Origin of the sequence: Pseudomonas sp. GM78 (assembly GCF_000282475.1) — a bacterium.
Taxonomy (GTDB): domain Bacteria; phylum Pseudomonadota; class Gammaproteobacteria; order Pseudomonadales; family Pseudomonadaceae; genus Aquipseudomonas.
Genome location: NZ_AKJF01000054.1, coordinates 25,613 through 47,270, shown reverse-complemented (window position 1 = coordinate 47,270; position 21,658 = coordinate 25,613). Strand labels below are relative to the sequence as shown.

Annotated in this window: 35 protein-coding genes; 14 read left to right on the top strand and 21 right to left on the bottom strand. The window is 56.8% G+C overall.

Going from position 1 to position 21,658, the window contains the following annotated elements:
- From PMI35_RS26460 to PMI35_RS0132315, 20 genes are all read right to left on the bottom strand, one after another.
- A partial coding sequence (locus tag PMI35_RS26460) for a phage portal protein (protein WP_008055961.1) occupies positions 1-993 on the bottom strand: 993 nt, incomplete at its 3' end.
- Complete coding sequence (locus PMI35_RS34905) at positions 986-1,147, bottom strand: hypothetical protein (RefSeq protein ID WP_008055960.1); 162 nt, start codon at positions 1,145-1,147, stop codon at positions 986-988. The genes PMI35_RS34905 and PMI35_RS26460, both read right to left, overlap by 8 nt.
- Positions 1,144-2,841, bottom strand: coding sequence for a terminase large subunit (locus PMI35_RS26465; protein WP_008055958.1), 1,698 nt, complete (start codon positions 2,839-2,841; stop codon positions 1,144-1,146). The genes PMI35_RS34905 and PMI35_RS26465 overlap by 4 nt, the downstream gene beginning before the upstream one ends.
- 198 nt (positions 2,842-3,039) lie before the next feature.
- Positions 3,040-3,600, bottom strand: a complete 561-nt coding sequence (locus PMI35_RS26470) for a phage terminase small subunit (RefSeq protein WP_008055957.1) — start codon at positions 3,598-3,600, stop codon at positions 3,040-3,042.
- A 158-nt stretch (positions 3,601-3,758) separates the two neighbouring features.
- A complete protein-coding gene (locus tag PMI35_RS0132320) occupies positions 3,759-4,052 on the bottom strand; it encodes an HNH endonuclease (protein WP_238543146.1) in 294 nt (97 codons plus the stop codon).
- 83 nt (positions 4,053-4,135) lie between these two features.
- Positions 4,136-4,330: a DUF7940 domain-containing protein gene (locus PMI35_RS26475; protein ID WP_008055956.1), complete on the bottom strand. Its 195-nt coding sequence runs from the start codon at positions 4,328-4,330 to the stop codon at positions 4,136-4,138.
- 3 nt (positions 4,331-4,333) lie between these two features.
- Positions 4,334-4,663 carry a phage holin, lambda family gene (locus tag PMI35_RS26480; protein ID WP_008055955.1) on the bottom strand — a complete coding sequence of 110 codons (330 nt, stop codon included), beginning with the start codon at positions 4,661-4,663 and terminating at the stop codon, positions 4,334-4,336.
- Positions 4,664-4,795: 132 nt separating this feature from the next.
- Entirely contained in the window at positions 4,796-5,032 is a 237-nt protein-coding gene (locus PMI35_RS26485) for a hypothetical protein (protein WP_008055953.1), read from the bottom strand.
- A gap of 193 nt (positions 5,033-5,225) precedes the next feature.
- Positions 5,226-5,921, bottom strand: coding sequence for a hypothetical protein (locus PMI35_RS26490; RefSeq protein WP_008055952.1), 696 nt, complete (start codon positions 5,919-5,921; stop codon positions 5,226-5,228).
- A gap of 3 nt (positions 5,922-5,924) precedes the next feature.
- Positions 5,925-6,245 carry a hypothetical protein gene (locus PMI35_RS26495; RefSeq protein WP_032831412.1) on the bottom strand — a complete coding sequence of 107 codons (321 nt, stop codon included), beginning with the start codon at positions 6,243-6,245 and terminating at the stop codon, positions 5,925-5,927.
- A gap of 5 nt (positions 6,246-6,250) precedes the next feature.
- Positions 6,251-7,537, bottom strand: coding sequence for a tyrosine-type recombinase/integrase (locus PMI35_RS26500; protein WP_008055949.1), 1,287 nt, complete (start codon positions 7,535-7,537; stop codon positions 6,251-6,253).
- Positions 7,534-7,965, bottom strand: a complete 432-nt coding sequence (locus PMI35_RS26505) for a VRR-NUC domain-containing protein (RefSeq protein WP_008055948.1) — start codon at positions 7,963-7,965, stop codon at positions 7,534-7,536. Before PMI35_RS26505 ends, PMI35_RS26500 begins: the two co-directional genes overlap by 4 nt.
- The gene (locus PMI35_RS26510; protein ID WP_008055947.1) at positions 7,962-8,180 is read right to left on the bottom strand and encodes a DUF3310 domain-containing protein; all 219 of its coding nucleotides are present in this window, start codon (positions 8,178-8,180) and stop codon (positions 7,962-7,964) included. Before PMI35_RS26510 ends, PMI35_RS26505 begins: the two co-directional genes overlap by 4 nt.
- Entirely contained in the window at positions 8,180-8,680 is a 501-nt protein-coding gene (locus PMI35_RS26515; RefSeq protein WP_008055946.1) for a hypothetical protein, read from the bottom strand. Before PMI35_RS26515 ends, PMI35_RS26510 begins: the two co-directional genes overlap by 1 nt.
- Entirely contained in the window at positions 8,680-10,059 is a 1,380-nt protein-coding gene (gene dnaB / locus PMI35_RS26520) for a replicative DNA helicase (protein WP_008055945.1), read from the bottom strand. Before dnaB ends, PMI35_RS26515 begins: the two co-directional genes overlap by 1 nt.
- The gene (locus tag PMI35_RS33645; protein WP_008055943.1) at positions 10,052-10,849 is read right to left on the bottom strand and encodes a replication protein; all 798 of its coding nucleotides are present in this window, start codon (positions 10,847-10,849) and stop codon (positions 10,052-10,054) included. Before PMI35_RS33645 ends, dnaB begins: the two co-directional genes overlap by 8 nt.
- Before the next feature lie 289 nt (positions 10,850-11,138).
- The gene (locus PMI35_RS26530; protein WP_008055942.1) at positions 11,139-11,561 is read right to left on the bottom strand and encodes a phage regulatory CII family protein; all 423 of its coding nucleotides are present in this window, start codon (positions 11,559-11,561) and stop codon (positions 11,139-11,141) included.
- A 174-nt stretch (positions 11,562-11,735) separates the two neighbouring features.
- Positions 11,736-11,987: a hypothetical protein gene (locus tag PMI35_RS26535; protein WP_008055941.1), complete on the bottom strand. Its 252-nt coding sequence runs from the start codon at positions 11,985-11,987 to the stop codon at positions 11,736-11,738.
- 19 nt (positions 11,988-12,006) lie between these two features.
- Positions 12,007-12,351 (bottom strand): hypothetical protein, encoded by a 345-nt coding sequence (locus PMI35_RS26540; RefSeq protein WP_008055940.1) that lies wholly within the window; start codon positions 12,349-12,351, stop codon positions 12,007-12,009.
- Between the two features lie 36 nt (positions 12,352-12,387).
- A complete protein-coding gene (locus PMI35_RS0132315; RefSeq protein WP_008055939.1) occupies positions 12,388-12,624 on the bottom strand; it encodes a hypothetical protein in 237 nt (78 codons plus the stop codon).
- Positions 12,625-12,688: 64 nt separating this feature from the next.
- Between PMI35_RS0132315 and PMI35_RS0132310 the strand changes: the two genes are divergently transcribed.
- From PMI35_RS0132310 to PMI35_RS26595, 13 genes are all read left to right on the top strand, one after another.
- Positions 12,689-13,450 carry a S24 family peptidase gene (locus PMI35_RS0132310; RefSeq protein ID WP_177325065.1) on the top strand — a complete coding sequence of 254 codons (762 nt, stop codon included), beginning with the start codon at positions 12,689-12,691 and terminating at the stop codon, positions 13,448-13,450.
- 326 nt (positions 13,451-13,776) lie between these two features.
- A complete protein-coding gene (locus PMI35_RS26545) occupies positions 13,777-14,694 on the top strand; it encodes a hypothetical protein (RefSeq protein ID WP_008055936.1) in 918 nt (305 codons plus the stop codon).
- 303 nt (positions 14,695-14,997) lie between these two features.
- Positions 14,998-15,255, top strand: a complete 258-nt coding sequence (locus PMI35_RS26550; protein WP_008055935.1) for a DUF1654 domain-containing protein — start codon at positions 14,998-15,000, stop codon at positions 15,253-15,255.
- Positions 15,256-15,692: 437 nt separating this feature from the next.
- Complete coding sequence (gene csrA, locus PMI35_RS26555) at positions 15,693-15,866, top strand: carbon storage regulator CsrA (protein WP_008055934.1); 174 nt, start codon at positions 15,693-15,695, stop codon at positions 15,864-15,866.
- Positions 15,867-15,936: 70 nt separating this feature from the next.
- Positions 15,937-16,374 (top strand): tellurite resistance TerB family protein, encoded by a 438-nt coding sequence (locus tag PMI35_RS26560; RefSeq protein ID WP_008055933.1) that lies wholly within the window; start codon positions 15,937-15,939, stop codon positions 16,372-16,374.
- 2 nt (positions 16,375-16,376) lie between these two features.
- Positions 16,377-16,544, top strand: a complete 168-nt coding sequence (locus PMI35_RS34900) for a hypothetical protein (RefSeq protein WP_008055931.1) — start codon at positions 16,377-16,379, stop codon at positions 16,542-16,544.
- Positions 16,541-16,744 (top strand): hypothetical protein, encoded by a 204-nt coding sequence (locus tag PMI35_RS26565; RefSeq protein WP_008055930.1) that lies wholly within the window; start codon positions 16,541-16,543, stop codon positions 16,742-16,744. The genes PMI35_RS34900 and PMI35_RS26565 overlap by 4 nt, the downstream gene beginning before the upstream one ends.
- A gap of 108 nt (positions 16,745-16,852) precedes the next feature.
- A complete protein-coding gene (locus PMI35_RS26570) occupies positions 16,853-17,527 on the top strand; it encodes a polysaccharide lyase family 7 protein (protein ID WP_008055929.1) in 675 nt (224 codons plus the stop codon).
- A gap of 574 nt (positions 17,528-18,101) precedes the next feature.
- On the top strand, positions 18,102-18,464 hold the full coding sequence (locus PMI35_RS26575; protein ID WP_008055928.1) for a hypothetical protein: 363 nt from the start codon (positions 18,102-18,104) through the stop codon (positions 18,462-18,464).
- Complete coding sequence (locus PMI35_RS26580) at positions 18,461-18,694, top strand: hypothetical protein (RefSeq protein ID WP_008055927.1); 234 nt, start codon at positions 18,461-18,463, stop codon at positions 18,692-18,694. Before PMI35_RS26575 ends, PMI35_RS26580 begins: the two co-directional genes overlap by 4 nt.
- Complete coding sequence (locus PMI35_RS26585; protein WP_008055926.1) at positions 18,691-19,155, top strand: hypothetical protein; 465 nt, start codon at positions 18,691-18,693, stop codon at positions 19,153-19,155. The genes PMI35_RS26580 and PMI35_RS26585 overlap by 4 nt, the downstream gene beginning before the upstream one ends.
- A 91-nt stretch (positions 19,156-19,246) precedes the next feature.
- Positions 19,247-19,594 (top strand): hypothetical protein, encoded by a 348-nt coding sequence (locus tag PMI35_RS26590; RefSeq protein ID WP_008055925.1) that lies wholly within the window; start codon positions 19,247-19,249, stop codon positions 19,592-19,594.
- Positions 19,595-19,620: 26 nt separating this feature from the next.
- Entirely contained in the window at positions 19,621-20,436 is an 816-nt protein-coding gene (locus PMI35_RS26595) for a DUF2303 family protein (RefSeq protein ID WP_008055923.1), read from the top strand.
- Between the two features lie 28 nt (positions 20,437-20,464).
- Here PMI35_RS26595 and PMI35_RS0132300 read toward each other — a convergent pair whose 3' ends face one another.
- On the bottom strand, positions 20,465-20,938 hold the full coding sequence (locus PMI35_RS0132300; protein ID WP_157295571.1) for a hypothetical protein: 474 nt from the start codon (positions 20,936-20,938) through the stop codon (positions 20,465-20,467).
- 100 nt (positions 20,939-21,038) lie between these two features.
- On the opposite strand from PMI35_RS0132300, the gene PMI35_RS26600 reads away from it, so the two are divergent.
- Positions 21,039-21,599 carry a hypothetical protein gene (locus PMI35_RS26600; RefSeq protein WP_008055920.1) on the top strand — a complete coding sequence of 187 codons (561 nt, stop codon included), beginning with the start codon at positions 21,039-21,041 and terminating at the stop codon, positions 21,597-21,599.
- The last annotated feature ends 59 nt before the right edge of the window (positions 21,600-21,658 follow it).

Genomic DNA, 21,658 nt, shown 5'->3' with positions numbered 1-21,658 from the left:
AATCGAACTGATGCTAAAGGTCAGGAAGGCAATCATCTGCTGCTCGAGCCCGGTACCCCAGTTACTGCCCGCATCCGTTTTTCCCACCATCCATGGCGGTACGCCGAACCAACGGCACACCTCTTCAACGCTGTAACCCCTGGACTCGAGCAGTTGAGCATCCACGGGATTAATCCCGATGGATTCTGGCGTGATGCCCTGCTCTAGCACTGGCGATCGCCCGGCATTCAAAGCCCCCGACACCTGCTTCACATAGTCGCGAAACTCTTCTCGCTGCTCTGGCTTGAGCACGCGATCAACCTTAAATGCCACCGCGGGAAGCAAACCGTTCTTGAACGTTCCATTCGCGGCATCATCTGCGGACATTGCAGCGCCGAAAACATCAGCGCCGTAGCGGATGGCCGAAAGGCCAACACGCCCGTCTAAACTAAACGCCGGGATATGCAACATGTCCGAGCGCTGGATCTGGCGCCGGGCGCCTTTTTTCGGGCGGTACCAATAGGTGATCCTGCCATCCGAATCCAATTCCAAATCGACACGACTCGGCAGCAGGAAATCTAAGGCGATAACTCGGTTACCTATGCGCAAGATTTCCGCAAATGCATTTCCGCGCAGAAGCATGGCGGCAACCATCGCCTGCCAGAATTGAAACGCCGTCATGTCCTCGTTGGGGCTTGTGTGCACGATGTCGTAGAGGCCAAAGTCCCGGGCATCCTTGCGTCCACCGTCAGCTTCGCGTCGATAGACACCCATCGGCAGACCGGCCACCGACGTCGAGATGATCCTGACGCAAGACCAAACCGCCGAGAGCTGCATAGCGTTATCGACCGTAACGTTCTTGCCCGAGCTGGATTCGCCACCGAGGAACTGACCCCAGAAGCCGCCGTCGCCCAAGCCGATCTGCCGACCGATCCATTCGTTCAGGGTGTGCCCCAGCGACGCGCTTGGCTTGCGGGCCGCGCGGCCCAGTACGGCCGATAATGATTTAGTCACTGATCAGCCCCTTGCGCACAAATCCAGCGATCAGAAATAACGCAACGCCTGCGGCGATTAGCGCCCAGCCCAAGCCTTGCAGAACGTAAACGCCTGCAACGGCCGAACCGAACCCGCACAGCGCGAGCAGAATGAATACGTGCAATGGGTTCATACGATGATCGGGTTCCTAATGGCGGCCATGAAGTCGTCATTGCCCCGGCCTTCGGGGTTTAAGGAAATCAAGGTCACTGCGTTGAATAGAGCCATCAATGGGTCAATCTTGGCCGACCCGCTGGCCTGCTTAGTGATCAGGATGGAGTTTGCGCGCGGCTCCACCTTCGCGTTCCCCACGCACCACGCCATCATCGGCTGCCCGCCGTGCTTCATGCCGCCTTCGGCGAGCTTACGTTCCGCCGTCTTGATCGCCCCGCCGAGCTTCCAGCCCTGGCTGATAGCAACAATCTTTTCCGGGGGGATTTCGCGCTCGATCATCGCGTCATAGATCGCACCGATACCCACAGGGTCGACCCCGACCTTATCCAGCAAGCCCGACTCCTCCACCTGTTCAACCAGGTCAGCCACCTCAAGCACGTCATCGCCGATTCGCTTGGACAGGGTCAGGTCGCCGTCTTTCTCAAAGTCATGGAAGCGAGGGGCTTCCGCCTTTCTTCGCTCGAGCACCGAGGGGTGCGCCCAAGCGTGGGTCCATATCAACCAGTCTCGGGTTCGTTTGTCACGGCCCACGGCGGCAAAACCCAGCAAGTCGTCCAGGCCACCACCATCGATCCCGATGTCGATGACGTCGGATCGAGCAATCACATCATCAAGGGTGAGCTTCTTTTCTGCTGCGCCGACCCAATAGTCAGCGCCTGCCCACCGGTCTGAGCGCAACGCGAGGCCGATCTCGACGTTAAGGTGCTTGGACATGAAGCCCAGCACCTCTGCCTCACCGGCCTCCTCCGCTTTTTTCATCTCCCGGATGAGGAACTTCTCGCTGACCGAATACCCCATGTTCGGGTTGGTGATGTAGAAATTCTCGGGCTTGCGATGATCATCAGCCTCAAGGATCTTTTTCGGAAACTCGTAGATCACCGGCAGGAAGTTCGGATCGACAATCGTGCCGTCACGCACCCCCCGAGCGTACTGGAGCTTTTCGCGAAACACGCCCGCGGGGGGCTGGTCAGACTGCGTCGTGAGATAGATCACGAACCCTTCGGGCCGAGACGCAAGTCCACCGGTGGCTTCGCGCAGCATGTTGGCCGCATGTGGGTTCTTGCCAAACAGGTGAAGCTCATCGACCAGGACGACGGCGGCTTTTTTCCCTCCGACAGTGTTTTGATCGGCGGCCACCACCTTCAATGTCGCCCCGGACTCACGATGGGTGATCGTCCGAACGTGATCCTGCACATGCAGCAGCGCCGAAAGCTCTTCGTCGTGTTTGACCATATCCCGCGCCGGCGCGTAGGCGTTGTTCGCCACCTCGATCGTCGGCGCCAGGATGATGAACTCGGCAGACTGGCGCCAATTGCGGATCAGTACCGTGAGCATGATTGCCGCGGCGATGGTGCTCTTTGCATTCTTCTTACTGATGAGCAGGAAGAACTCCTGAATCAGCCGCTCACCGGTACCAGCGTTGTACGCACCGAAAATAGCGCCAGCCAGGTCACTGATCCAAGGTGCACAGGACTCCCCAATTAGGGGGCTACCAGGTGCGTCGACAATCCGCAGATCATTCAGCACCTGAAGGCAGGCTTCAGCCTCGTCCGGAAACAGTGGCGGAAACGGCACCAGCGATTGGCGGTTTACGATGCGCGTCTCCCAGTCCCGGCATGAGGTGTCCCAGACTGGTTCGCTCAACTTGTTCACCGCTTATGATGGATTGGGGTGGCGCCTAAACGCCCTACTCTTCTCCTTGCTCACATGAAAGTAGGGCATCAAAGCCTGTGCAGCTTCGATCCGAATGTCCGTGGGCGCTGCCTGGCTGTTCATGACGGCCAACAGGAAATTCTTTGGATCCTTGAACGGCCCAGCCAACGAAAAATTCTCAGCGTCTCGATCGCTCATTTATTTTACCGATCTCAAATGTGATGGCGGCGGAGGCGCTGCGCCAAATTTTCCAGCCCCTGCTTTTTTGGCGGCGTCCTGGCGCTCTTCCTTTTTCCCGCCCTCGCCTTTACGGGCATGCAGGAAAGGCATGAGCGCTTTAGCGGCGTCACGCCGGTCTTTCCGATCCAGCAAGGGATCATTCATGTCGTCGAGCAAATAGTCTTTCGGATCGGTGTACACCCGACCGAAACCCTCTTCGGGATCATGCGGTTCGACGGGCACCTGAGGCTGTCGAAGCGCTTTCGGGATGTACTCTCCGGCGTGCTTAGGTTCGCGAGGTGAGGTCTTTGCCCGGGGCGCTTTAACAACCGCTTTAACATCGGCTTTAACATTCCCATCGACTGGGAAAAGTGCGTTGAGTTTGTGCAACTCGAGAACAACGTCAACGTCCTTTGCGAGCCTGGAGCCAGCGGCTGACGCGGTTTTCGGCGAACAGCCGGCGGCAATGGCCGCATCTTTATTGGACGCACCTTCTCTCACTGCGACGATGAATGCGCGCTTTTTTGAGGTGAGTGCCATCTTTAACAAAAACCTATGGAGGGGAAAAAATCTGTCCGTGCGGTCGGGGGCGGTGTCCTATGCAAAACCTTCCACGGTTTCGACCTGCCCCGGGGCACTGACGTGCCACATCACGCAGTCGATACCGATTCGCATTGGCTCGACGAGATCGTCGAACATCACGTTCGCCCCGCTCCCTCGGCCGACTCGGCTGCGGTCTTCAGCTTGTGGCACGGGATGCAGAGCGCCTGAAGGTTCGCTTCATCGTCCGACCCACCCCGAGCGCGGTTCACGATGTGATCGACCTCGAGCTGCAACGTGATGATGCCGCAGGTTTGGCAAGTGTATTCGTCACGTACCAGGATCGCGGCACGCTTACGTCGCCAAGGTCGACCACCACGGCCCGAACCCCAACCCTCCGCGCCTCCCTCTGCGATGGGGACAGCGAATGGTCTACCTTCGGATGGCTTCATTCGAGGCGGTAACGTTTTAAGTCGAGACATACATGATTGACCTTTGGCGACACAATTTGCTCATCCGCGAAACGTGTCGCGAACTACTTGCTCAGCTTCGGCTGCAGCACGACCCGGGCGATCATCACCATGAGGCCCAGCACGCCATAGGCAATTGGTGGCAACACCGCCTGAAGAGACGGCATCAGCTGCTCAGCGATACCCAGGGCAGCAATGGCGCCACCCGCCTGAACGCTGGTCATGCTCAGCGCTTGTTTCCAGTTGTCGATCAGTTGCATGGGTCACTCCTGCCGCTTGGGCAATTTGAAGTCGGTGAATCGGTCAGCCAAGGCTGCAACCTTCTTCACACCGAGGGTACCAATACAGGCGCCGACGGCCGCTGCAAGGCTCGATGGGAGGTTGAAGTACTCGAGCAGCGGAAATGCCCCAGCGGTAATCGCGCCACACAGGCAGGACTCAAGCAGCGCCTGACGCCGGCCTCCACCGCCGTAAATGACACGAAGGAAGGCGATCCAACAGGACAGCGCCGCGGCATAAAACATTGGCGCATGCTGACTCAGCCAGGCGAGCACAAGGAGCCAGGTGTCTGGTTTGTCGGGCATGTTTGGCATCCGGGTCCTCCCTCTCGGGGAGCGATGTAAGTCCGGCTCCAGCAGCACTCCCAGCTCGGAGCGATGGGTGTGGTGGAGCCGAAAACGAAAAAGCCCCGCTCGATGGCGGGGCTCAATATTTAGTAGGAAGGGTTAGCTGAGACTATCTAACAAATCGTGGCCAGACCAAGTCAACTGAACCGTACCGTGCTCCGGCAGCAAATAGCCGTCGTTGACCAGAAGCTTATAGTTGTAGAAGAAATCGTCAGGATCTACACCAAGCTCACGAGTGACGACCCCTTCTAAATGAAGTCGGTCAACTCCCTCTGAACATGCCTTGCTTTGAACAGCCAGGAGAATTTGCCGTGCTGCCTCAAAATTACGTTTCATGCGACTTCCCTAGATTGATCTGTGTAGAAGCCGGAGGATATCTCTACAGCAGTCCACAGAAAAGCATCTGGCAGGTCATATAAAACGAAAAAGCCCAGCGGGTGGCTGGGCATTGTGTGTCGTCTCTCATAACGCGCAAGATCGACATGATGGGGTTAATTTCGCTCATCCGCTCACTGATGTCAACAAGCAGTCACGCGGCCTTTTCGATGAGCAATCCTTCGGCCTCCAGGATCTCACTGGCATGAGCCAATGCATCGTTGACCAAGTCGTCTGCTGCCTGACTGATCGATTGACGCCACCGGCGGCGCGTTGACTCCGGCGTTCCATCGCTCTCCCAGGTGTTCATGTCGTAGAAGCTGTCCTTCAGCACGATCATGTCAGCGGATCGCGAGTTGTCTTTCTTGGCCTTGGCCTGACCAGCTGCAACAGCCGCTTTCACCATCGCTTCGCGACGCCATGCTGGTGCATCAAGCGGAATCTCGACAGACACCGAACTCACAACCTTTGGCCGGGCACCCTTCAATTGCGGGATCGCCCAAGTAGTGACTGCCTTATAGAGGAACAACTTCGGCGCCGGCGTTGTGATGATGGTTTGCAACTCTGCGATCGCCTGTACCTTGCGGCCTTTGTGCGTGCTGTACCTGGCGACCAGAGCATTCCAATGCTTCGGCTCAAGCCCATGATGCAACCTGGCTGAGACCCAGCAATCAACCTGAGTGCGATCAATGCTACTGGCCCCACGGGATCGAACCAGTGTCGCCAGATCGCCGCCCTCCTCCTCGTCGGCCGAGTTGTAGAGTTTCTGCCATGCCTGCTTGCTGGTGTTGTCGATGGCTTCAGCTGCGAGGGCCGAAACAACTGCATTCAGAATGCCTGGATAGATCATCGTTCAATCCCCTGTGAAGTTGGTGCCACCGGCGCCGCGGCGGTTGTTCTGGCTGTAGTAGTTCAGTAGGCCGACTGGCTCTTTCTCGCTGGAGCCGGCCAGCCCAGCGGCATAAGCAGCATTCAGGTTGAAGCTAAGTTGAGTGACCAGGTCCTGCAATGAAAGCTGCTCACCGCCATCGGCGCGAACCCAGCCCGAGGCGTGACAGTCGACACAGTCCAGATGGTGAAACAGCCCGGTGATCACTGCCCGGCCCTTGCAGGACTTGCAGTGTTCCAGCGGGATTAGGGTTCGACGGAAGGCCGGGCCATGGCTCTTTTTCATCATTTTTAAACCTCGCCTATGGTTGATTCATGAATGGCCTCGCAGGCCTTCTGTTCTGCGGCTTGCAGCGGTTTACCCGAATTTTCGTTTCTACCGTCCTTCAACCCGTGAATCAGGGAAAAACCCTTACCGTCTAAATGGCCGTGCCACAGTTCGAGGGCTGCACGCTTGCGCTCTTCGACAGTGGTGTGGATGTAGGCTTGCACGTTGTGGCCCATGGCGTGGTTGATCAGCATCTCGCCAATCAGGAAGTCGACCCCGAGGTCAGCCCAGCCGGTCCTGGCCAACTTGCGCAGATCGTGACTGCTCCACTCGCCCTTCCCCAGCCCGGTGAACACGGCGCTGGCCTGCGCCTTGCTCATGCCCTTTCCATTTCTGGCGGGAAACAGGAACTGACCCTCGTAGCCGCTTACCTTCTGGTGTGCGCGATACCCAATCAGCAGCGCACACACCTGCTCAGTCAGTGGTAGCGAGTGCTCGACTCGGGTCTTGGTGTTGCCCACCGGCAGATACCAGGTGCGTTCTGACAGGCTGACGTGCGACCACTGCGCTTTGCGGGTTTCACCGATGCGCGTGCCGTGGCAAAGCATCATCAGCGCGAGCATGGCCGGTTGTGGATCGGACTCGAAAAGCTCATGCAGTTGGCTCAGCAGCGCCTCGATCTGCACGCCGCGAAGACGCGCCGGCTTGGCTTTGATCTTGGTCTTGGAGAAGTCACTGAACTTGATACCCACCATCGGGTTTTTCGGTATCAAGCCCAAGGTGTGCGCCTGCCGGCACGCCACCACCAGCACACCAAAAATCAACCGCACATACTCGAGCGAGAGTGTCTCTTGCAGCGGCCACATCAACTGAGCATCGAGTGTGCCGTGACGTATGTCGGTTATCGGCATATCACCTACACGCGGAATAAGGTGCCGGGCAATTGCTGATTTACTCGTTGCCTTGCGCTCGTCTGACAGGTTGCGGTCGCGGCTCATCCGGTCGGCGTGCCACTTAAACAGTTCGCCCAGCGTCGACCATGCGGACACGGTGGCACCAGCCTCCGGATCTGCTCCCAACCTCATGCGTAGATCAGGCAGCGCGGCCAACACAGCTTTCGCCGACAGGTCGGGATAGGCGCCGATTCGGTTCCACTTCTTCCGAACGACTAGGCTCCAGGTTCCACGCGGACGAGTCTCTGTGAAGCGGAAGTACAACCCCGGGTGACGAGGATCACGCATCAGCACGGCAGCCGGGTCATCGGCACGCCGACGAATCTCTGCATCGGAGAAGGCCACGGTCATTGTCATGCAGCCACCACTGTAGGAGCGAGGCGCAGGTAAGCGCGGATCTGCTCCATCGTGTCGAAGTGGCCACGACACACCACCGCCAGATATCCCTGGTCATTGAGCTTGCGAATGCGCTCGTGCTGACTGGCCGAGATGGCGGCATCGTTCGGTGGCGTGGCCTTGAATTCGATGTACAAGCCAAAGAATCCACCACGGGCCATGGTCAGCACTAGATCGGGAATGCCGGCCTTTACACCTTGGGCTTTCAACTTGCCGGCGACCGCCTTGACACGGTGCCCACCGTTGGGAACGTGGTAGATCAGTTCGAACACCGCCGGGTAGCGCAGTTCAAGCTCGCGCATGAGCGCAGCCTGTTCCTGCCCTTCGCGGTCGACTGGCTTAGCCCGCACGGGCTTCTGTTTGAACAACTTTGTGTTGGCTAGGGTCATTCCGGCGCCCTCGCCTGCTCAAGTTCAATCAGCAGCTCGAGGAAATGCTTGGCCTTCTCCAGATCGGCAATGCCGCCCTTATCGCGCCACCGCGTCACGTACTTGATGACGCTGCCTTCGGCGAAGGGAATGCCGTTCGCGTGAATGTATTCGATCGGCTGGATCTTCAACGACTTGTAGTGCCCGCCTGACACCTGTTTTCCCAGTGCGCTCATTACGCAAACTCCCTCAACGCTTCCTGCAAACGCTTGGCTTTGATGATCGCTTCGGCATTGCTTTCCCTTTCGGCTTCAACAGAAAGCGCCACCTCTTCGATCCGCGCAGCAAGAGCTTTCATGCGCTTGCTGAACTCACCCGACAGGTCCACCACTTCGCCGGAAAGAGCCGCTAGCACATCGAGTGCACCCTCAGGCTTCTTGTTAGGTACAACTGTCTGCGGGGCTACCTGTGTCATCACTTGCTCCTTCTTTGGTTTTGGGATGGCTGCATCGCGCTGAAACTTTCCGCCTACCGGCTCCCGGACGAGCCCGGCGTCCTTCAGCTCGCCAAGTGCTCGGCGTATCGCATATGCCGACGCACCTGTTGCATTGGCTGCAATGACCGCCCCGTGGATATCGTGAGCGCTCCAGCTCGCCTGCATCGGTACGAAACCAAAGACCTTTTGGGCGATTGAGGACTGGCCTGCGAGGATTTGGGTTTGGCGTGATTCGTTCATCAGAATCGTTCCTTTTTGGCATATCGACTGGCCAGGCTTGCTACCTTTTCCGGCTGCTCGACAGGCTCTGGCTTCCACCCGGCAGCAAGGTTTTCGAATCGGTTGTATTGGCCAAGGAAGGCCGTGCGGACGGTGCCCATCTCGATGTCGCGACCCTTGCCGATGATGATTTCGGCAATGCCTTTGGCCTCGGTATTTTCGTGGTAGACCTCGTCGCGATAGACGAACATGATCACGTCGGCGTCTTGTTCGATGGCACCCGATTCACGCAAGTCGGAGGGCACCGGGCGCTTGTTGGGACGCTCTTCGCATTTGCGAGACAGTTGACTCAACAACACGACGGGGATGCCCAACTCTTTGGCAAGCAGCTTGCAGCCGCGACTGATGCTGCTCACCTCTTCGGTACGGTTGCCGCCGTCCCCTTCCACAAGCTGCAGGTAGTCGATCATCAGCAGGTCCAAGCCATACCGAAGCTTGTGGCGTCTGGCCAAGGAGCGAATGCGCCCAATCGTCGAGCCGGCGCGGTCGGCAATGTAGAGCGGAGCGCTGCGCAACAACCCAGCCGCGGCCGCCAGTTCGGCGCCGTGGCTCTGGCAAGCCGTGCCAGTCTTCACCAGGTTGAGCGGAATTCGCCCCTCCGAAGCCACGGCGCGATCCAGCAACTGACCTTTGTTCATTTCTAAACTGACGACGAGTGCCGACTTGCTCTGGCGTACAGCCGCGTCGATGACAAAGCCCATGGCCAGCGTGGTCTTGCCCATGGCCGGACGCCCGGCGACGATGTACAGGTGATCGGGCTGCAACCCACCGAGCTTCTCATCCAGATCATTCAAGCCAGTCGACAGACCGATTAAAGTTTCGCCCCGGGAGTGGCGATCATGGCGGTCCTGCCACACTTCAAGCTGATCGACGAGCACGTCGCCGACTTTGACGATGTCGTCATCACCCGAGCCGCAATCAATCGCCATGGCCGCCGCCTGGACCGCCGCGATCTTCGCCTGCGTGTCCTCCGAGCCTTGGGAAATTTCCATCGCCTGGCTGCCGAGGTCGTAGAGCGCCCGGTCAATGGCCCGCTCACGAACGATCTGGGCGTAGGTTCGAGCGTTAGCGATACTCGGCGTGTTTTTGACGATTTCGGCGCAATAGGCGAATGCCGGGCTGCCGTCGTCCATCGAACCGATGTGATTGCCGACTGTAAGGAAATCCACCGCCTGACCAGACGAACGAACGGCCAGGATGCCGCGGTATACATCGGCGTTTGCCGGAAAGTAAAACGCCTCGGGGGACAGGTCTTCGCAGAGGGTATCGATCAGCTCGGGGCGCTGCATCATGGCGCCAAGCAGGCTGTGCTCCGCCTCGATGCTGTGAGGGTCACGCATGGTAATTCCCCTCGACGACCTTCACGAAGTTGCGAGGCGCGATCAACCAGTCGAACGAGGCGCGGAACGGCTTGGTGCCGAAACGGCCCTCCACCTTGCCCATCAGGAAGTTCGACGCCTTCACCGATTCGAAGTACTCACGCCAGAAAGCCAGGTCGCGATGGGCTTCGTGCTCACGCCACCGGCCCTGCAGATTCTGCTGACGGGTTTTATTGATCAGGGTTACGGCTGGCAACTCGGAAAGGATTTCGTGGTACAGGTCGACAATGGCCCGGTGGGGGCATGAGTCGGCTTTCGTCCTGGAGATTTTTCCCGCCGCCGCTTCCGGTTGACGCTCGGCGTCGACGACTACCTCGTCAGAGGTAGTATTTGTATTTGTGTCTTTATTGTGTGGTGGAAACGCCACTAAGGACGTGGTGGAAACGCCACACTGTGGCACTTTTTTGGTGGTGGATTTGCGGTTGTTTTTTGCATCAATCCGCCATGCAGTCACCGGCGAAATTCCTATGGGAGCCTTGCTTCCACCTTCGCGGTAAATCACACGCTGACGGAGCAGCTCACCGATGATGCGTGAAACGTCCTCTCGGTGGATATTGGCCATCTCGGCGATGTAGGAAGCCGCTATGCGGGCGCTGGCGACGTTGTAGCCTGCGGTCTGGCGGTGAATGGCCAGGGCGACACGAAGTTCCCTACCTGATAGGTCGGCGCGGATCAGGGCGCCATAAAGATCGTTGTCCATCCGGGTAAAGCCCCCCGGGTTACTTGCGTGAAGTTGAATGACATTGCTCATGCTGAAGTCTTCTGTTCCGAGGAAAGGGACGCCTTCAGGTGATCAAGGCATTCTCGGCGAAAGCGAGATTTGGACTCACGGGAGTACTGGAATCGAACCAATATCGCGGCGTGCATGGCTGCAGATTGATGGGTGGTGAGATGTTGCGACACGTTTTGCGAATGATCGAATAGTGTCGCAACACGGTGGGTATTGCCGGGGGGGATCTGGTTGTGCATAATCATTTCCACATTGTTTTACCGCTGTTGAAAAAGCCGACCTCGTACGTCGGCTTTTTTGTGTCTGGAATTCAGGCAGCCTTGAGGGATTCGCGCAGAACCTGCAGCGCATCGATCGCTTCAAGAATTGCTTTCTCGCCCTGGGCTTTTTCGTGCTGGCTGATGTGATTGTCCTCAGCAGCATCAAAGATCAGCCGGCCAACATCGCCGCACTCAGCCGAAAGCTGCCCAAGCGCAACCATCAACGGCTTGACCGCAGGCTTTTCCCGCGCAACCAGGTCGAAACCGAACTGATCCGCCAGCGTCACCAAAGGGCGCATGTCACCGGTGTGCAACAAGATCCCGAACAGATGTTCGATGGTCAGGTGGTGAGCGTCGTTATCCGGATTCGAGCGCTGGAGCAGGCTCACATGCGGAACACCCATCTTGGCGCTCAGCGACTTTGCTTCGTTGTCCTTGACCGCGTCGTGGCAGGCCCGCAGGAACTTGTCCATTCGTAAAACCTCGCTTCTGTTTCCGTGGTGGCGTTATGCCAACCAGGCGATCATTCGTTCATCAACTGATCACGGAAGAACCCATGACCCTTTCTTCTCTTTGGCCCCGAATTAGGTGCCAGCCCCACCTGGTCCAATCTCTGCTATCGCGGCACCTAATAAGGGGCCAGACCGTTACCTCGAAGGGAAAATTGAGACCACGTTTTCTGCCTGGGCCTCTTGCGCAGAATGAGCGGCGAGGCGGCTTCGCAGTGCTGCTTTATCGGCTGCGAGGCGAGCAGCACTGCGCCGCTCTACCGCGCGCTCCGTCACCTGCAAAATCCGATCGGCGAGCTGATCCATGCCGATCCCAACCTCATCAGCCCACCGCTCAAGCTGATCCTTCTCGTCCTGCGTGTACTGCCCTACTTCCGGTATTGCAGGCATTGCTCCCTCCATGGCCTAGTCAGGCGCTGAGTTTCTTGTCGTTGGCCTGGGTTATTGCGTCCTGCTCTCGTCTTGCTTGCAGGGCTGCACGGATGAGATCGCGCGCGAGTACAGCGGGTTGAATCTTCAGCTCGCGAGCCAGCTCGGCCAGTGCCGGAAAACCGTCCAGCTCTTTGTCGTCAATCAATGGGAAGTAGCCGTAATCCTCCTTGAACCGCAAAGCAGCCAAGGTGAGGTCGCGAACCAAGGCGCCCGGCTGAGTTTCCCGCTCCAGCGCTTCCGCCTTGATGGCGTCGTAGGCGTGGTCATTCAGGCGAGACTTCAGCTGGTGGGTGTTGCGATGGTTTTTGTTGTCGTAGGCCATGGATTCGCTTCCGCAGTTGGGAGTGACGGGGCTGAGTTAGGCGGCGGACTCGGCAGCAATAGCGGCGAGTTTCGGGAAGAACGAAAAAGCAGATACACGCCCTTGGGTGGCCTTATGCAGTTTCGTGGCTACATCTTCCGAGGGTTTTCTGTGTCCCCCGGCGATCAGCCAGAGATAACCAACGGAGATTCCCGACGCATCGGCAACCCGCTGACGCTCGTCAGGAGCAGCTTTGGTAAGCCAAGCCTGCATTTCGGGAATTGGGGTTTTCATGTTCATCACCTTTTTGCGAGATATATCAAATTTATCTCATTGATAATTTGAAGGCAAGAGGAGATTGATCGCAGAGATTATTTATCAATTAGATAAAAGCAGGGATGATTCGGGGATGGATACCAACAGCATTCGCAGAGAAAACTTACGAGCCCTTGCGGCTCGATATGCCACGCAGGCCGAGTTCGCAGCCGCATGCGGTACCGCGCCGTCCGTGATAAGCCTGATCGTTTCGCCAAACCCGAAACGGAATCTTGGGCATCAACTAGCACGAAAAATTGAGTCCGCTCAGGGCTTGCCTATGGGGTGGCTGGATAGTGCCCACTCAAAAGAACCGGGCGAGACAGTCGATCTGTCGTTCTTGCCAGCTGCTCTCGCTCAAAAAATAACCAGCTATCGCGCGGTAGTCGAAATCGAACGGTTTGATATTGCAGGATCAATGGGGCCAGGCACGGAGCCGCCAGACATGAATATGGTCGTTGAGCATATGAGCCTTGATGCGGGGTGGGTTCGTCAAAATCTGGTCTACACCGCCATCGAAAATCTCAAGCTGATATCTGGCCGCGGCGACAGCATGGCCCCCACAATCCGAAGCGGTGATGCATTGATTGTCGACGCCGGGGTCACCTCCGTCGAATCGGATGCTATCTACTTCTTTTTGATGCGCGGGCAGCAGCACATCAAGCGCATCCAGAGAAATCTGGATGGCCTGACTATCATTTCGGACAACGGCCAGTACCGTGAGATTGATGTCCCTGCCGATCGCGAAGGAGACATCCAGGTCCTAGCCCAAATTATTTACTGGTGGACCGGACGCAGCTATTGAGCTGCCTCCCACAGGAACCATTCCTATGCCCCTCACCAAGCCTAACCAGCAGCTTCGCTGCGAATCAAGGATCTATTGAGCAGGCCGCAACCGAAGTGCTCAACGTCACTAAGGACTGTCGGAACGTGGATGCGATAGCGGTCCTGAAGGTGATTGCGAAGCTCCACGAGAATGCAGATCGGGTGGCGGCGCTGGCAGATGAGGGAAAGGGGGAAAGAGGGAAGGATTGTTCGTGGAAAAGCCCTACCGCCTCGCCCCTGAGTGTAGTGAAGCAAAATCAATAATCTCAATATTAAATTACCAAAATTAGTCACCAAGGAAGAAAGATGAGTAATATTGATCTTAAATTTGATGATGTTCCAGCCCTGCCAGACATAGAATCAATTATCAATAGAGCGAACTATCATTCATCGCTATACTTCTCCCCAAAACACAAACATAGAAAATTTGGCAAGATAGTTGCACCATACCATCTAAAGTTGGCAAAAATTAAGTGCGGCATATCTGATTGCGGAACAAAACATTTGCATGGATATGTAATAACAACCAGTGACGGCCTAGAAACAAATATAGGGAAAGATTGCGGGACGCTACACTTCAAGGCCGATTTTGCCACCGAGATGAAAAGGCATGACGACCTATACAATAGGCGCCTTAAGATACATCGCATATTAGAGTTGAAAGGTGCGGCTCCTGAAACGTTAGCCGTCCTGCTTTCAGCCAAAAACGAATATTCAATCCTTAAGTCACTGAGGTACTCGCTTCGGGCTGCTCTGTCAGCCACCGAGAATCAGCACATTGCACACAAGCTGAAAACCAAAGACTCAAACCTATACCGTTATGAGTCTAGGTCGCTTGCAGAGCGAGAAGCTTATTTTGAGACGAATCCAGCTGCAAAAAAATCTGGGGTTGTGCCGCCTAACCAAATCAAAATAGGAGAGATCGCTGGTTTCGATTTTTTGAATGCGACTCACAGAGACGAAGAGGTTTTTAATTTTGCCACTCCACTACGGAATGTTATATCCGCATCCGTTGAAGACATCTACTCCTGGCGCACTGGCGAAATAGATAAAGTTCACATTTGGATTGGCAAAGCAAATAAAGGCTTAGAGCGAATCAACTACCTGATCAGTAGCGGTAAGAAATTTTTCACCAAGGACAATGTTTCGGGGCTTGGGGCCGCGGGGCTATCTGCGGAAAGCGTAAAATCAGCCATCAACATAGCTAATAGCTTGAGATCTTAGTCTGAAGCTTTGCTACCTATCAGTGATTAGCCAAAAGGATTTGGCCACGCGCATCAAGAGCCCGGCTAAGTGCGGGCTTTTCGTTTCCGGCTTCTGATCCCTGCATTGCACTGTCCTCTCCCAGGCATCGACCTGCACTAACCGCAACGGCCCGATGATCGGTCCACCTGGGCCCTGCTGTACCTTCAACTGAGTGGGCTTCCCTCCGTATGGCGCACAAAGGAGTACAAAAGTACTCTTACCACCTTGCCTTTTACCATCAGATAAAATACTGTTTATTCATACAGTAAAAGGAGCGTTATCATGTCTAAAGCGAAGAAGCCATCAGCAGTTCCTACCCCGCCCTCCTCCTACGATCTGATGGGTATGCGGGTGCAGAAAATCATCAATTCGACCGATGCGCAGACAGCAAAGCGCGCCGTCATCTATAAAGCCTCGAACGAATCCCTAGATGACTGGGAGCAAATGCTGGAGGCTATCGACGAAGCGGATAACGTGACCATCGCCCACCAAGATGATGGTGGCGTACAGGTGTTCTGGGTTGTGCCAAAAGACGATTGATCGCAGCGAATGAATAAAGCCCGCCGATGTGCGGGCTTTTTTGTGGCCGCGATAGAAAAGTTATCGCAGAGAAATGACCATTCAGAGATAAATTTATCAATATGATATTGACAACAATTTATCACGCCGATAAATTCACCCCATCGCAACACGGAACCCAATCAGGTGCCAGGTGCGAAGGGCCGAGAGGCCTGCCGCTCTTTAACAACCCAACTGCAGAAAGCTTCTGGATAAGCCGGACATTGACGTACCAGGCGTGGGCGACTCCCACCTCGGTACGCCGTATTGCCAGGCCCCAGGAGCCAAACCGTAAACGTACGGAAAGAAATCATCGCCCAGTCCGCAGGTGGCGAGTAACAGCGGCCAGCAAGACGGACAGCATCACTGAAGCACCTGGGCAACCGGGTGCTTTGGGATGACAACCAAGGAGCAGGACCATGTTGATACTCACCCGCAAGCCCAGCGAAACCATCCGCATTAACGACGACATCAGCATCACGGTGCTGAGTGTTAGCGGGCAGCAAGTAAAGCTGGCGTTTGAGGCGCCGAAAGAGGTCGCCGTGCATCGTCAAGAGATCTACCAGCGTATTCAGGATGCAGCTAAGGCCTGATCGAAAAGCATCACTGCTGCACCTTGGCCACAGGGTGCATCGGGATGCTACCCAACCCAGAGGATTCACCATGTTCGGCAAACTGTTTGGCAAGAAATCCGGCGAAGCCCGCCAGGCCCTGGCCGTGATGACCAACCGCGATCTGATGCAGGCGTCGGTCTACGGCGTCTTCTACGTCGCTTCCGCCGATGGCGACATCGAAAAAGAAGAGCTCGAGAAGATCGAGAAGTTGATCAACAACTCTCCCGCCCTGAAGGGCTTCGGCGCAGAGCTGAGCAACACCATTGACCGCGCCAAGGCCGACTTCAACGACGGCGGCCCGCGCATCATTCGCCAGAACGCCGAGAAGGAACTGAAGGATCTGGCGCACAGCGTCGACGACGCGGCTACGGTGCTGAACTTCATGCTGACCGTGGCGGAGGCTGACGGCGACATCGAGGACGCCGAAATGGTGGTGCTGGAGAAGGCCGCCAAGATCATGAACCTCAACCTAAAAGACTACCTGTAGTCATGTTCGGCAGGTTCAGCAACAGAGCGCGCTCGCTGGCAGCCTACGGCCTAGCTGGCGGGGTCGTATTCGTCGACTCGGCCAGCCGGATCCTGTCAATGGTTGGCGACCTGGTGCTCGTCGCGATGCTTTTGATGGTGCTGATGGTCGGCAAGGATAAAGGGAAATGACACCCATACTAAAAAAAGTGGCGCAGTACATCCGCAACACCGCCGGCAACGCCACGCTGGAACACCTCATCGATGACCATGAACCGATCGGCCCTCGGCTTTGGGCTGACATGGAGTGTGAGGGGTTTGCTCATGTTGTCGACGGCAAGGTGGCGCTCACCGAAAAAGGCAGTGCCGCACTGGACGCCGCGCCGTTCTGACAAGCATCACTTCTGCCCATTCACTGAGTGGGTAGCGGGATGTAGGCCTACATCAAGCGAAGGGCTCAACAGAGCACAGGTGACATCAAATGAAATAAGGAATCGACAATGACTGTAGATATCAGCAATTTCATCATCGCCACCCCGCTTCCAATTTCCGACACGAACCCTATCTCCCTTGACTTGATCGGCTGGCGAGCGCTGATCGAATGCCCAAGCGTCGCCTCGATGCTTCCCGACGGATCGCTGCAGATGACGGCGCCAACACTTGGAGCTTCCAGTAAAAGCGTCCATCGAACTCGTTGTGAATGGAAAGAGCCTGGCTATTGGCTGTTTGCAAGTGCCGCAGACCATTGGTGCCGTCAAGAAATGCGGCTAACGAAGGTCAATTCGCTGCAGAAGGTCGTGATTGGCCAAATTCATGTGCAGGGTTCTGAACGCCCACCGGTAAAGGTGTTCTGGAACAAAGGCAAAATCACCATGGGGTTCCGGTCGAGCTACCTGCAAGACGATCCGGTCAACTCGACGGTATTGGAGAACGTGCCGCTCGGCGCGCTCTTCAAAATCAACATTCACGCCAATTCGAGCGGCGCTGTATCGGTATCTGCCAGCTGCAACGGCATCAAATCCACCTCCGCGATCATGCGCCTCGACAACACCTGGGACACGAAGACTCTCGCTTTCCATGGCGGCGTGTACAACCAGATCGACTACTCCGAATCCACCGATCCTGAGGACGCTTCGATTTGCGTGATCAGTGATCTATCCATCACACACGGGTAAGACCAACCAGCGCCACGTCAGCCTGACGATAACTGCCCGATCCCTCGACAGAGGCTGTATCGGAATGTCGGCGGGTCATGAAAAAAGCATCTCCAGAGCAATCGGATTGTGGCGAATACCCGGACGTCGATTGCAAAAAATGGTGTGGACCGACATTCCAATGCAGCTTCGATAGGTGGCCACTGCCTGCCCAGTGAGCGCGCAACAGGAGCTTAAGCCATGAAGTAGACCATCGCTTCACCCGCGTGGCGCAGTAAGCCTGAAGGCTGCGCCCTACACCCTGGCAGGCAGCGGACATCTAGGCAGACGGTGTTACCGCGCACCGGCCGAGCAATCGGTAGGCCACCCCAAGTTCAAGGTCACCGCTGATGATTCAAACCCAGGCCGTCGCCAGTAGCGGGCCTGGGAGGCTGTCACGTAGGGAGGTCTTCGTGACACCAACAAAAGCCCGGTTTCGATCGGGCTTTTTTACGCCTGCCTTTATCCGTCAGCACTCTCCCCTGCGCCCAACGGCAACCAGCAGGAGGCCCGAGTGCTGACGAATACACGCAACCCCACCACCGAGGGATCAGCCATGAACCAAACCATTCGCCAAAAACAAGCGATCCTGCAGGTGATGCGGGAGCGTGTCTCGATGTCCACTTCGGAGATGTACCAGATGATCGGTCGCGAAGAGCCAGTGCGTGCGCCACGCTTCAACGTCATCCCCCTGGGCGGCAACAAGTTCGACATTGTCGAGCATGACACCGGCGTCTCCCGCGGCGCCCGTGACGGCCACGACATGGCCTGCGATTTCGCGAAGCAGCTCGAGCAGAACGCGGACTTCTTCGAAGGTGTCCGACTGACCAGCAGCCGCTTCGGGCGGATTCTCATGCGCTGGGCCATCGGGTGCGCCGCACTGCTGTTCGTCTTCGCTTACTTTGGAGCACAGCAATGATCGGCGTACCAATGCCTCACCCCAAGGACGCGATCGAAGCACACCTGAGCCAGAAACTGGAAAAGTTCTTCGGCGACGGCGGCAAAGCCCTGGTCGAACCCGCAGCCGAGATGAAGCAGCGCCCTGCCCGGTCCGCACATATCGCCCCGGACACTGTCCTCAAGCGGCGCCGTCCTTCGCCTACCCATGCAGAACGCATCGCGCTTCGGCGAATCACGGAGGCGCTATGAGCAAGGTACGAAAGCCCAACAACGGCTTCGCCCGGGCCGAGCGAAGCTGCCGGGCATTGCTCCGAACCAATCATGTCGCGGTCGTGAACATCGACCCAAGTGGCGCCCAGATCATGGCGAACTGGAAGAGCTGCCGGCAGATTCGAAGCCTGGCGACTGCCAACGCTCTGTTCGACTTCTCCTACCGATGGACGATCTACATCAGCGCCATGTGTCGAGACGAGCGCGGCGTTGAGTACGTCAAGTCGGTGGAGATATCGCCGGAGGGCATCTACAAGGTTGAGCGCCTGACGGATGCCATCGAGCATTACTACTTGGAGCTGCGAAACAGCTGCAACCCGAACCACCTGATTGCGTCTGGATGGATCGCCGTTCCTGCAGAGGTAACGCTAGAAGAAGCGCAGGCCGCAAAGCTGTTCTATGCCGCCGGCGCCTGGCATCAGGTGAAGGTCGCAGCATGAGACGCATCAACAACCAGGTGCGCCAGCGCCTTCGTCAGTCCCAATTCACACTTCCACCCAGCGGCCTATTGGCCATCCCGGAGCTACAGCCATGCCCACTCCTACCGACACCGCAGAGTTCCTCGAAGAGCTCAACGGCGGCGCTTTCGCCAGCCAAATCGGTCACGCCCTTTCCGAAGTAGCCTCCGGGGTTGTTGACCACGGCAAGGCCGGCAAGCTGGTGATCACGCTGGACTTCAGCCAGATCGGCGAATCCAGTCAGGTGAAGATCAAGCACAAGCTCGACTACAAGGTGCCCACCAAGCGCGGTACCCGCAGCGAGAACACCAGCCTGGATACGCCGATGCATGTCGGCTCCGGCGGCAAGATCACGCTCTTCGCGGAGAAGCACGACCAGCTCTTCAGCCGTGAACAAGCCCCTATCACTCCTCGCACCTAACCGCCCGACCATCAAGGAACCGAACAATGTCTCTGACCAAAGAAGCGATCCAGCTCATCACCGACACCGCGCTGGAAGCCAGCGGTAAAGCGCTGGCCACCCAAACGCCTACTATCGTGCTGCCCGAAGGCTGCCAGGTGGTCACCCTGGAAAAATGGCAAGCTGGCCGCAGCCGCTTCCGTGGCATCTACTCCACCCATTCGCTGGCCGACTTCAGCGCCTACGTCGCCGCTCGGGCAATCTCGTCCGCCAAAGGCTTTATCGACCAGGACGAAATGACCTGCACGTTGCTGTTCAACCTGGGCACCGATGAACTGCCAGGGCACGCCGATGACCGCGCAGTACTTCGATTGAAAGCATCGGCTGGCTACAAGGCAGCTCAGACAATCGGTGGGCGCGCGATGTCTCAGAAAGATCTGAGCGACTGGATCGAAGATTGGCACCAATACCTGACCCCAGTAGATGACGAAGGTAAGGAAATACCTGTCGCCCGGGCCATCGCAGCTGTACGCACAATCACAGTTAAGGCGACCAGCGAATCGGAAAACACCGTCGGCGACACCAGCGCCAGCCGTAGCGCCATGGATCAGATCGAGGCCCGAAGCAAAGAAACGCTGCCCGCGGCCCTGCTGTTCAGCACCATCCCGTATGAGGGCTTGACCGAGCAGCGGATCAATCTGCGGATTTCTGTGCTCACCAGCGGTTCAGTGCCCGCACTCAAATTACGCTGGGTCGGTGAAGAGGTTCAGCGCGAGGACATCGCTCAGGAGTTCAAGACTGTACTTCAGGACAAGATCGGTGACGCCGCAACCTTGTCTCTGGGTGCTTTCGATCCGAAGTAATCCATAGAGGCCGGGCGACCGGCCTTGCTCAGTCTTTGAAAGCGCAAAGCTGCATAATGTGCTGCCTCATTTCTCCGGAAAGCTTGTACATTGCTGAAATGGCTTTGTTCCATTCGTCAGGAAAGTCGTCTGCAGCATCGGATATCGAAACATAGGATTTACCAGATTCTTCATAGGCGTTCTCATATGCGCGAAACTTCTCACCAAATACCTTGAATCGGTCTTTGACTGCGTCACTTCCGAATAGACCTATTACCGCATTGAGGCTAGCCAACTCTCGATCTATTTCAGCTCCTCGTGTTCGAGAGCGAATAAACAACTCAAGCGAGGTCATCACGGAAAGATAGCGTTCCTCGGTCGACAGTCTCATAGCCGAACGCTCTGCCCGCTTGGCAGTTTCTCCCGCGGTGATGCTGTTCAAAAGCCAGGTTAAAAAGCTGCCAGCTAACACTCCGGCGCCGGATATTATTGCGACTGTAATCATCGCTAGTTCGTTAGCCACTGAAATCTCCCCAAACCGGCTCCATGCCGGGCCGAACACAAATACCCGACTTCAACGAATCACGCCAGCCGGCGAGGCTGGCGTCTGTCTGGAGATTGCCATGAGCAGCTACTTCTACAAGACCAACGCCGCCCCAGCACTGGCCGCCATCGCTGCATGGGACGCCAAGCGGGCCGAATTTGACCGCAAGCGCGAGGCGCTCAAAGACGTTTTCGGCGGCCCCGGCTCTCCAATGTACTCAGGCAGTGACTGCTATGTCGGCGGCGTGAAGATCAGCGATAGCCGGGATCTGGACGTTCATTGGCGGCGCCCGGACGAATACGGTTACCGCGCCCTGCGACATGCGACCAAGCCTGAGAAAGGCACGACGAAAGAAGCCCGGGCAGCGTACAAGGCTGAACACGAACGCCTGACCGCTCTGTGGCAAGAGCACTGCCCTGCGCGCATCAGCAAGGACGACGTATGGAAGGCGCTTGGCGTGGACTGGGGCAGTGTGTGGTTGAGCGGTGGCGTGTTCTTCAAGCATGAAGGCGCCATTTATCTCAACCTGGGATTCCAGCTGAAGGAAGACGGCGAGCACATCGAAGGTGCCGCGGAGATTGTGGCAAGCGAGTTTGAAGCTGCGCGCCGCCAGGTGCTGAATCAGCGCAACACCGCCTGACCTCAGTCATCCACCAGGACGACCTCGAACTGCGCCCCAGGAATCAGTGGGGATGATGC

What these genes read in the sequence shown, in the direction of transcription:
- PMI35_RS34905 (WP_008055960.1), bottom strand. Translation starts at nt 1,147, where the DNA reads ATGAACCCATTGCACGTATTCATTCTGCTCGCGCTGTGCGGGTTCGGT.
- PMI35_RS26470 (WP_008055957.1), bottom strand. Translation starts at nt 3,600, where the DNA reads ATGGCACTCACCTCAAAAAAGCGCGCATTCATCGTCGCAGTGAGAGAA.
- PMI35_RS0132320 (WP_238543146.1), bottom strand. Translation starts at nt 4,052, where the DNA reads ATGAAGCCATCCGAAGGTAGACCATTCGCTGTCCCCATCGCAGAGGGA.
- PMI35_RS26475 (WP_008055956.1), bottom strand. Translation starts at nt 4,330, where the DNA reads ATGCAACTGATCGACAACTGGAAACAAGCGCTGAGCATGACCAGCGTT.
- PMI35_RS26480 (WP_008055955.1), bottom strand. Translation starts at nt 4,663, where the DNA reads ATGCCAAACATGCCCGACAAACCAGACACCTGGCTCCTTGTGCTCGCC.
- PMI35_RS26485 (WP_008055953.1), bottom strand. Translation starts at nt 5,032, where the DNA reads ATGAAACGTAATTTTGAGGCAGCACGGCAAATTCTCCTGGCTGTTCAA.
- PMI35_RS26490 (WP_008055952.1), bottom strand. Translation starts at nt 5,921, where the DNA reads ATGATCTATCCAGGCATTCTGAATGCAGTTGTTTCGGCCCTCGCAGCT.
- PMI35_RS26495 (WP_032831412.1), bottom strand. Translation starts at nt 6,245, where the DNA reads ATGAAAAAGAGCCATGGCCCGGCCTTCCGTCGAACCCTAATCCCGCTG.
- PMI35_RS26500 (WP_008055949.1), bottom strand. Translation starts at nt 7,537, where the DNA reads ATGACAATGACCGTGGCCTTCTCCGATGCAGAGATTCGTCGGCGTGCC.
- PMI35_RS26505 (WP_008055948.1), bottom strand. Translation starts at nt 7,965, where the DNA reads ATGACCCTAGCCAACACAAAGTTGTTCAAACAGAAGCCCGTGCGGGCT.
- PMI35_RS26510 (WP_008055947.1), bottom strand. Translation starts at nt 8,180, where the DNA reads ATGAGCGCACTGGGAAAACAGGTGTCAGGCGGGCACTACAAGTCGTTG.
- PMI35_RS26515 (WP_008055946.1), bottom strand. Translation starts at nt 8,680, where the DNA reads ATGAACGAATCACGCCAAACCCAAATCCTCGCAGGCCAGTCCTCAATC.
- dnaB (WP_008055945.1), bottom strand. Translation starts at nt 10,059, where the DNA reads ATGCGTGACCCTCACAGCATCGAGGCGGAGCACAGCCTGCTTGGCGCC.
- PMI35_RS33645 (WP_008055943.1), bottom strand. Translation starts at nt 10,849, where the DNA reads ATGAGCAATGTCATTCAACTTCACGCAAGTAACCCGGGGGGCTTTACC.
- PMI35_RS26530 (WP_008055942.1), bottom strand. Translation starts at nt 11,561, where the DNA reads ATGGACAAGTTCCTGCGGGCCTGCCACGACGCGGTCAAGGACAACGAA.
- PMI35_RS26535 (WP_008055941.1), bottom strand. Translation starts at nt 11,987, where the DNA reads ATGCCTGCAATACCGGAAGTAGGGCAGTACACGCAGGACGAGAAGGAT.
- PMI35_RS26540 (WP_008055940.1), bottom strand. Translation starts at nt 12,351, where the DNA reads ATGGCCTACGACAACAAAAACCATCGCAACACCCACCAGCTGAAGTCT.
- PMI35_RS0132315 (WP_008055939.1), bottom strand. Translation starts at nt 12,624, where the DNA reads ATGAAAACCCCAATTCCCGAAATGCAGGCTTGGCTTACCAAAGCTGCT.
- PMI35_RS26545 (WP_008055936.1), top strand. Translation starts at nt 13,777, where the DNA reads ATGAGTAATATTGATCTTAAATTTGATGATGTTCCAGCCCTGCCAGAC.
- PMI35_RS26550 (WP_008055935.1), top strand. Translation starts at nt 14,998, where the DNA reads ATGTCTAAAGCGAAGAAGCCATCAGCAGTTCCTACCCCGCCCTCCTCC.
- csrA (WP_008055934.1), top strand. Translation starts at nt 15,693, where the DNA reads ATGTTGATACTCACCCGCAAGCCCAGCGAAACCATCCGCATTAACGAC.
- PMI35_RS26560 (WP_008055933.1), top strand. Translation starts at nt 15,937, where the DNA reads ATGTTCGGCAAACTGTTTGGCAAGAAATCCGGCGAAGCCCGCCAGGCC.
- PMI35_RS34900 (WP_008055931.1), top strand. Translation starts at nt 16,377, where the DNA reads ATGTTCGGCAGGTTCAGCAACAGAGCGCGCTCGCTGGCAGCCTACGGC.
- PMI35_RS26565 (WP_008055930.1), top strand. Translation starts at nt 16,541, where the DNA reads ATGACACCCATACTAAAAAAAGTGGCGCAGTACATCCGCAACACCGCC.
- PMI35_RS26570 (WP_008055929.1), top strand. Translation starts at nt 16,853, where the DNA reads ATGACTGTAGATATCAGCAATTTCATCATCGCCACCCCGCTTCCAATT.
- PMI35_RS26575 (WP_008055928.1), top strand. Translation starts at nt 18,102, where the DNA reads ATGAACCAAACCATTCGCCAAAAACAAGCGATCCTGCAGGTGATGCGG.
- PMI35_RS26580 (WP_008055927.1), top strand. Translation starts at nt 18,461, where the DNA reads ATGATCGGCGTACCAATGCCTCACCCCAAGGACGCGATCGAAGCACAC.
- PMI35_RS26585 (WP_008055926.1), top strand. Translation starts at nt 18,691, where the DNA reads ATGAGCAAGGTACGAAAGCCCAACAACGGCTTCGCCCGGGCCGAGCGA.
- PMI35_RS26590 (WP_008055925.1), top strand. Translation starts at nt 19,247, where the DNA reads ATGCCCACTCCTACCGACACCGCAGAGTTCCTCGAAGAGCTCAACGGC.
- PMI35_RS26595 (WP_008055923.1), top strand. Translation starts at nt 19,621, where the DNA reads ATGTCTCTGACCAAAGAAGCGATCCAGCTCATCACCGACACCGCGCTG.
- PMI35_RS26600 (WP_008055920.1), top strand. Translation starts at nt 21,039, where the DNA reads ATGAGCAGCTACTTCTACAAGACCAACGCCGCCCCAGCACTGGCCGCC.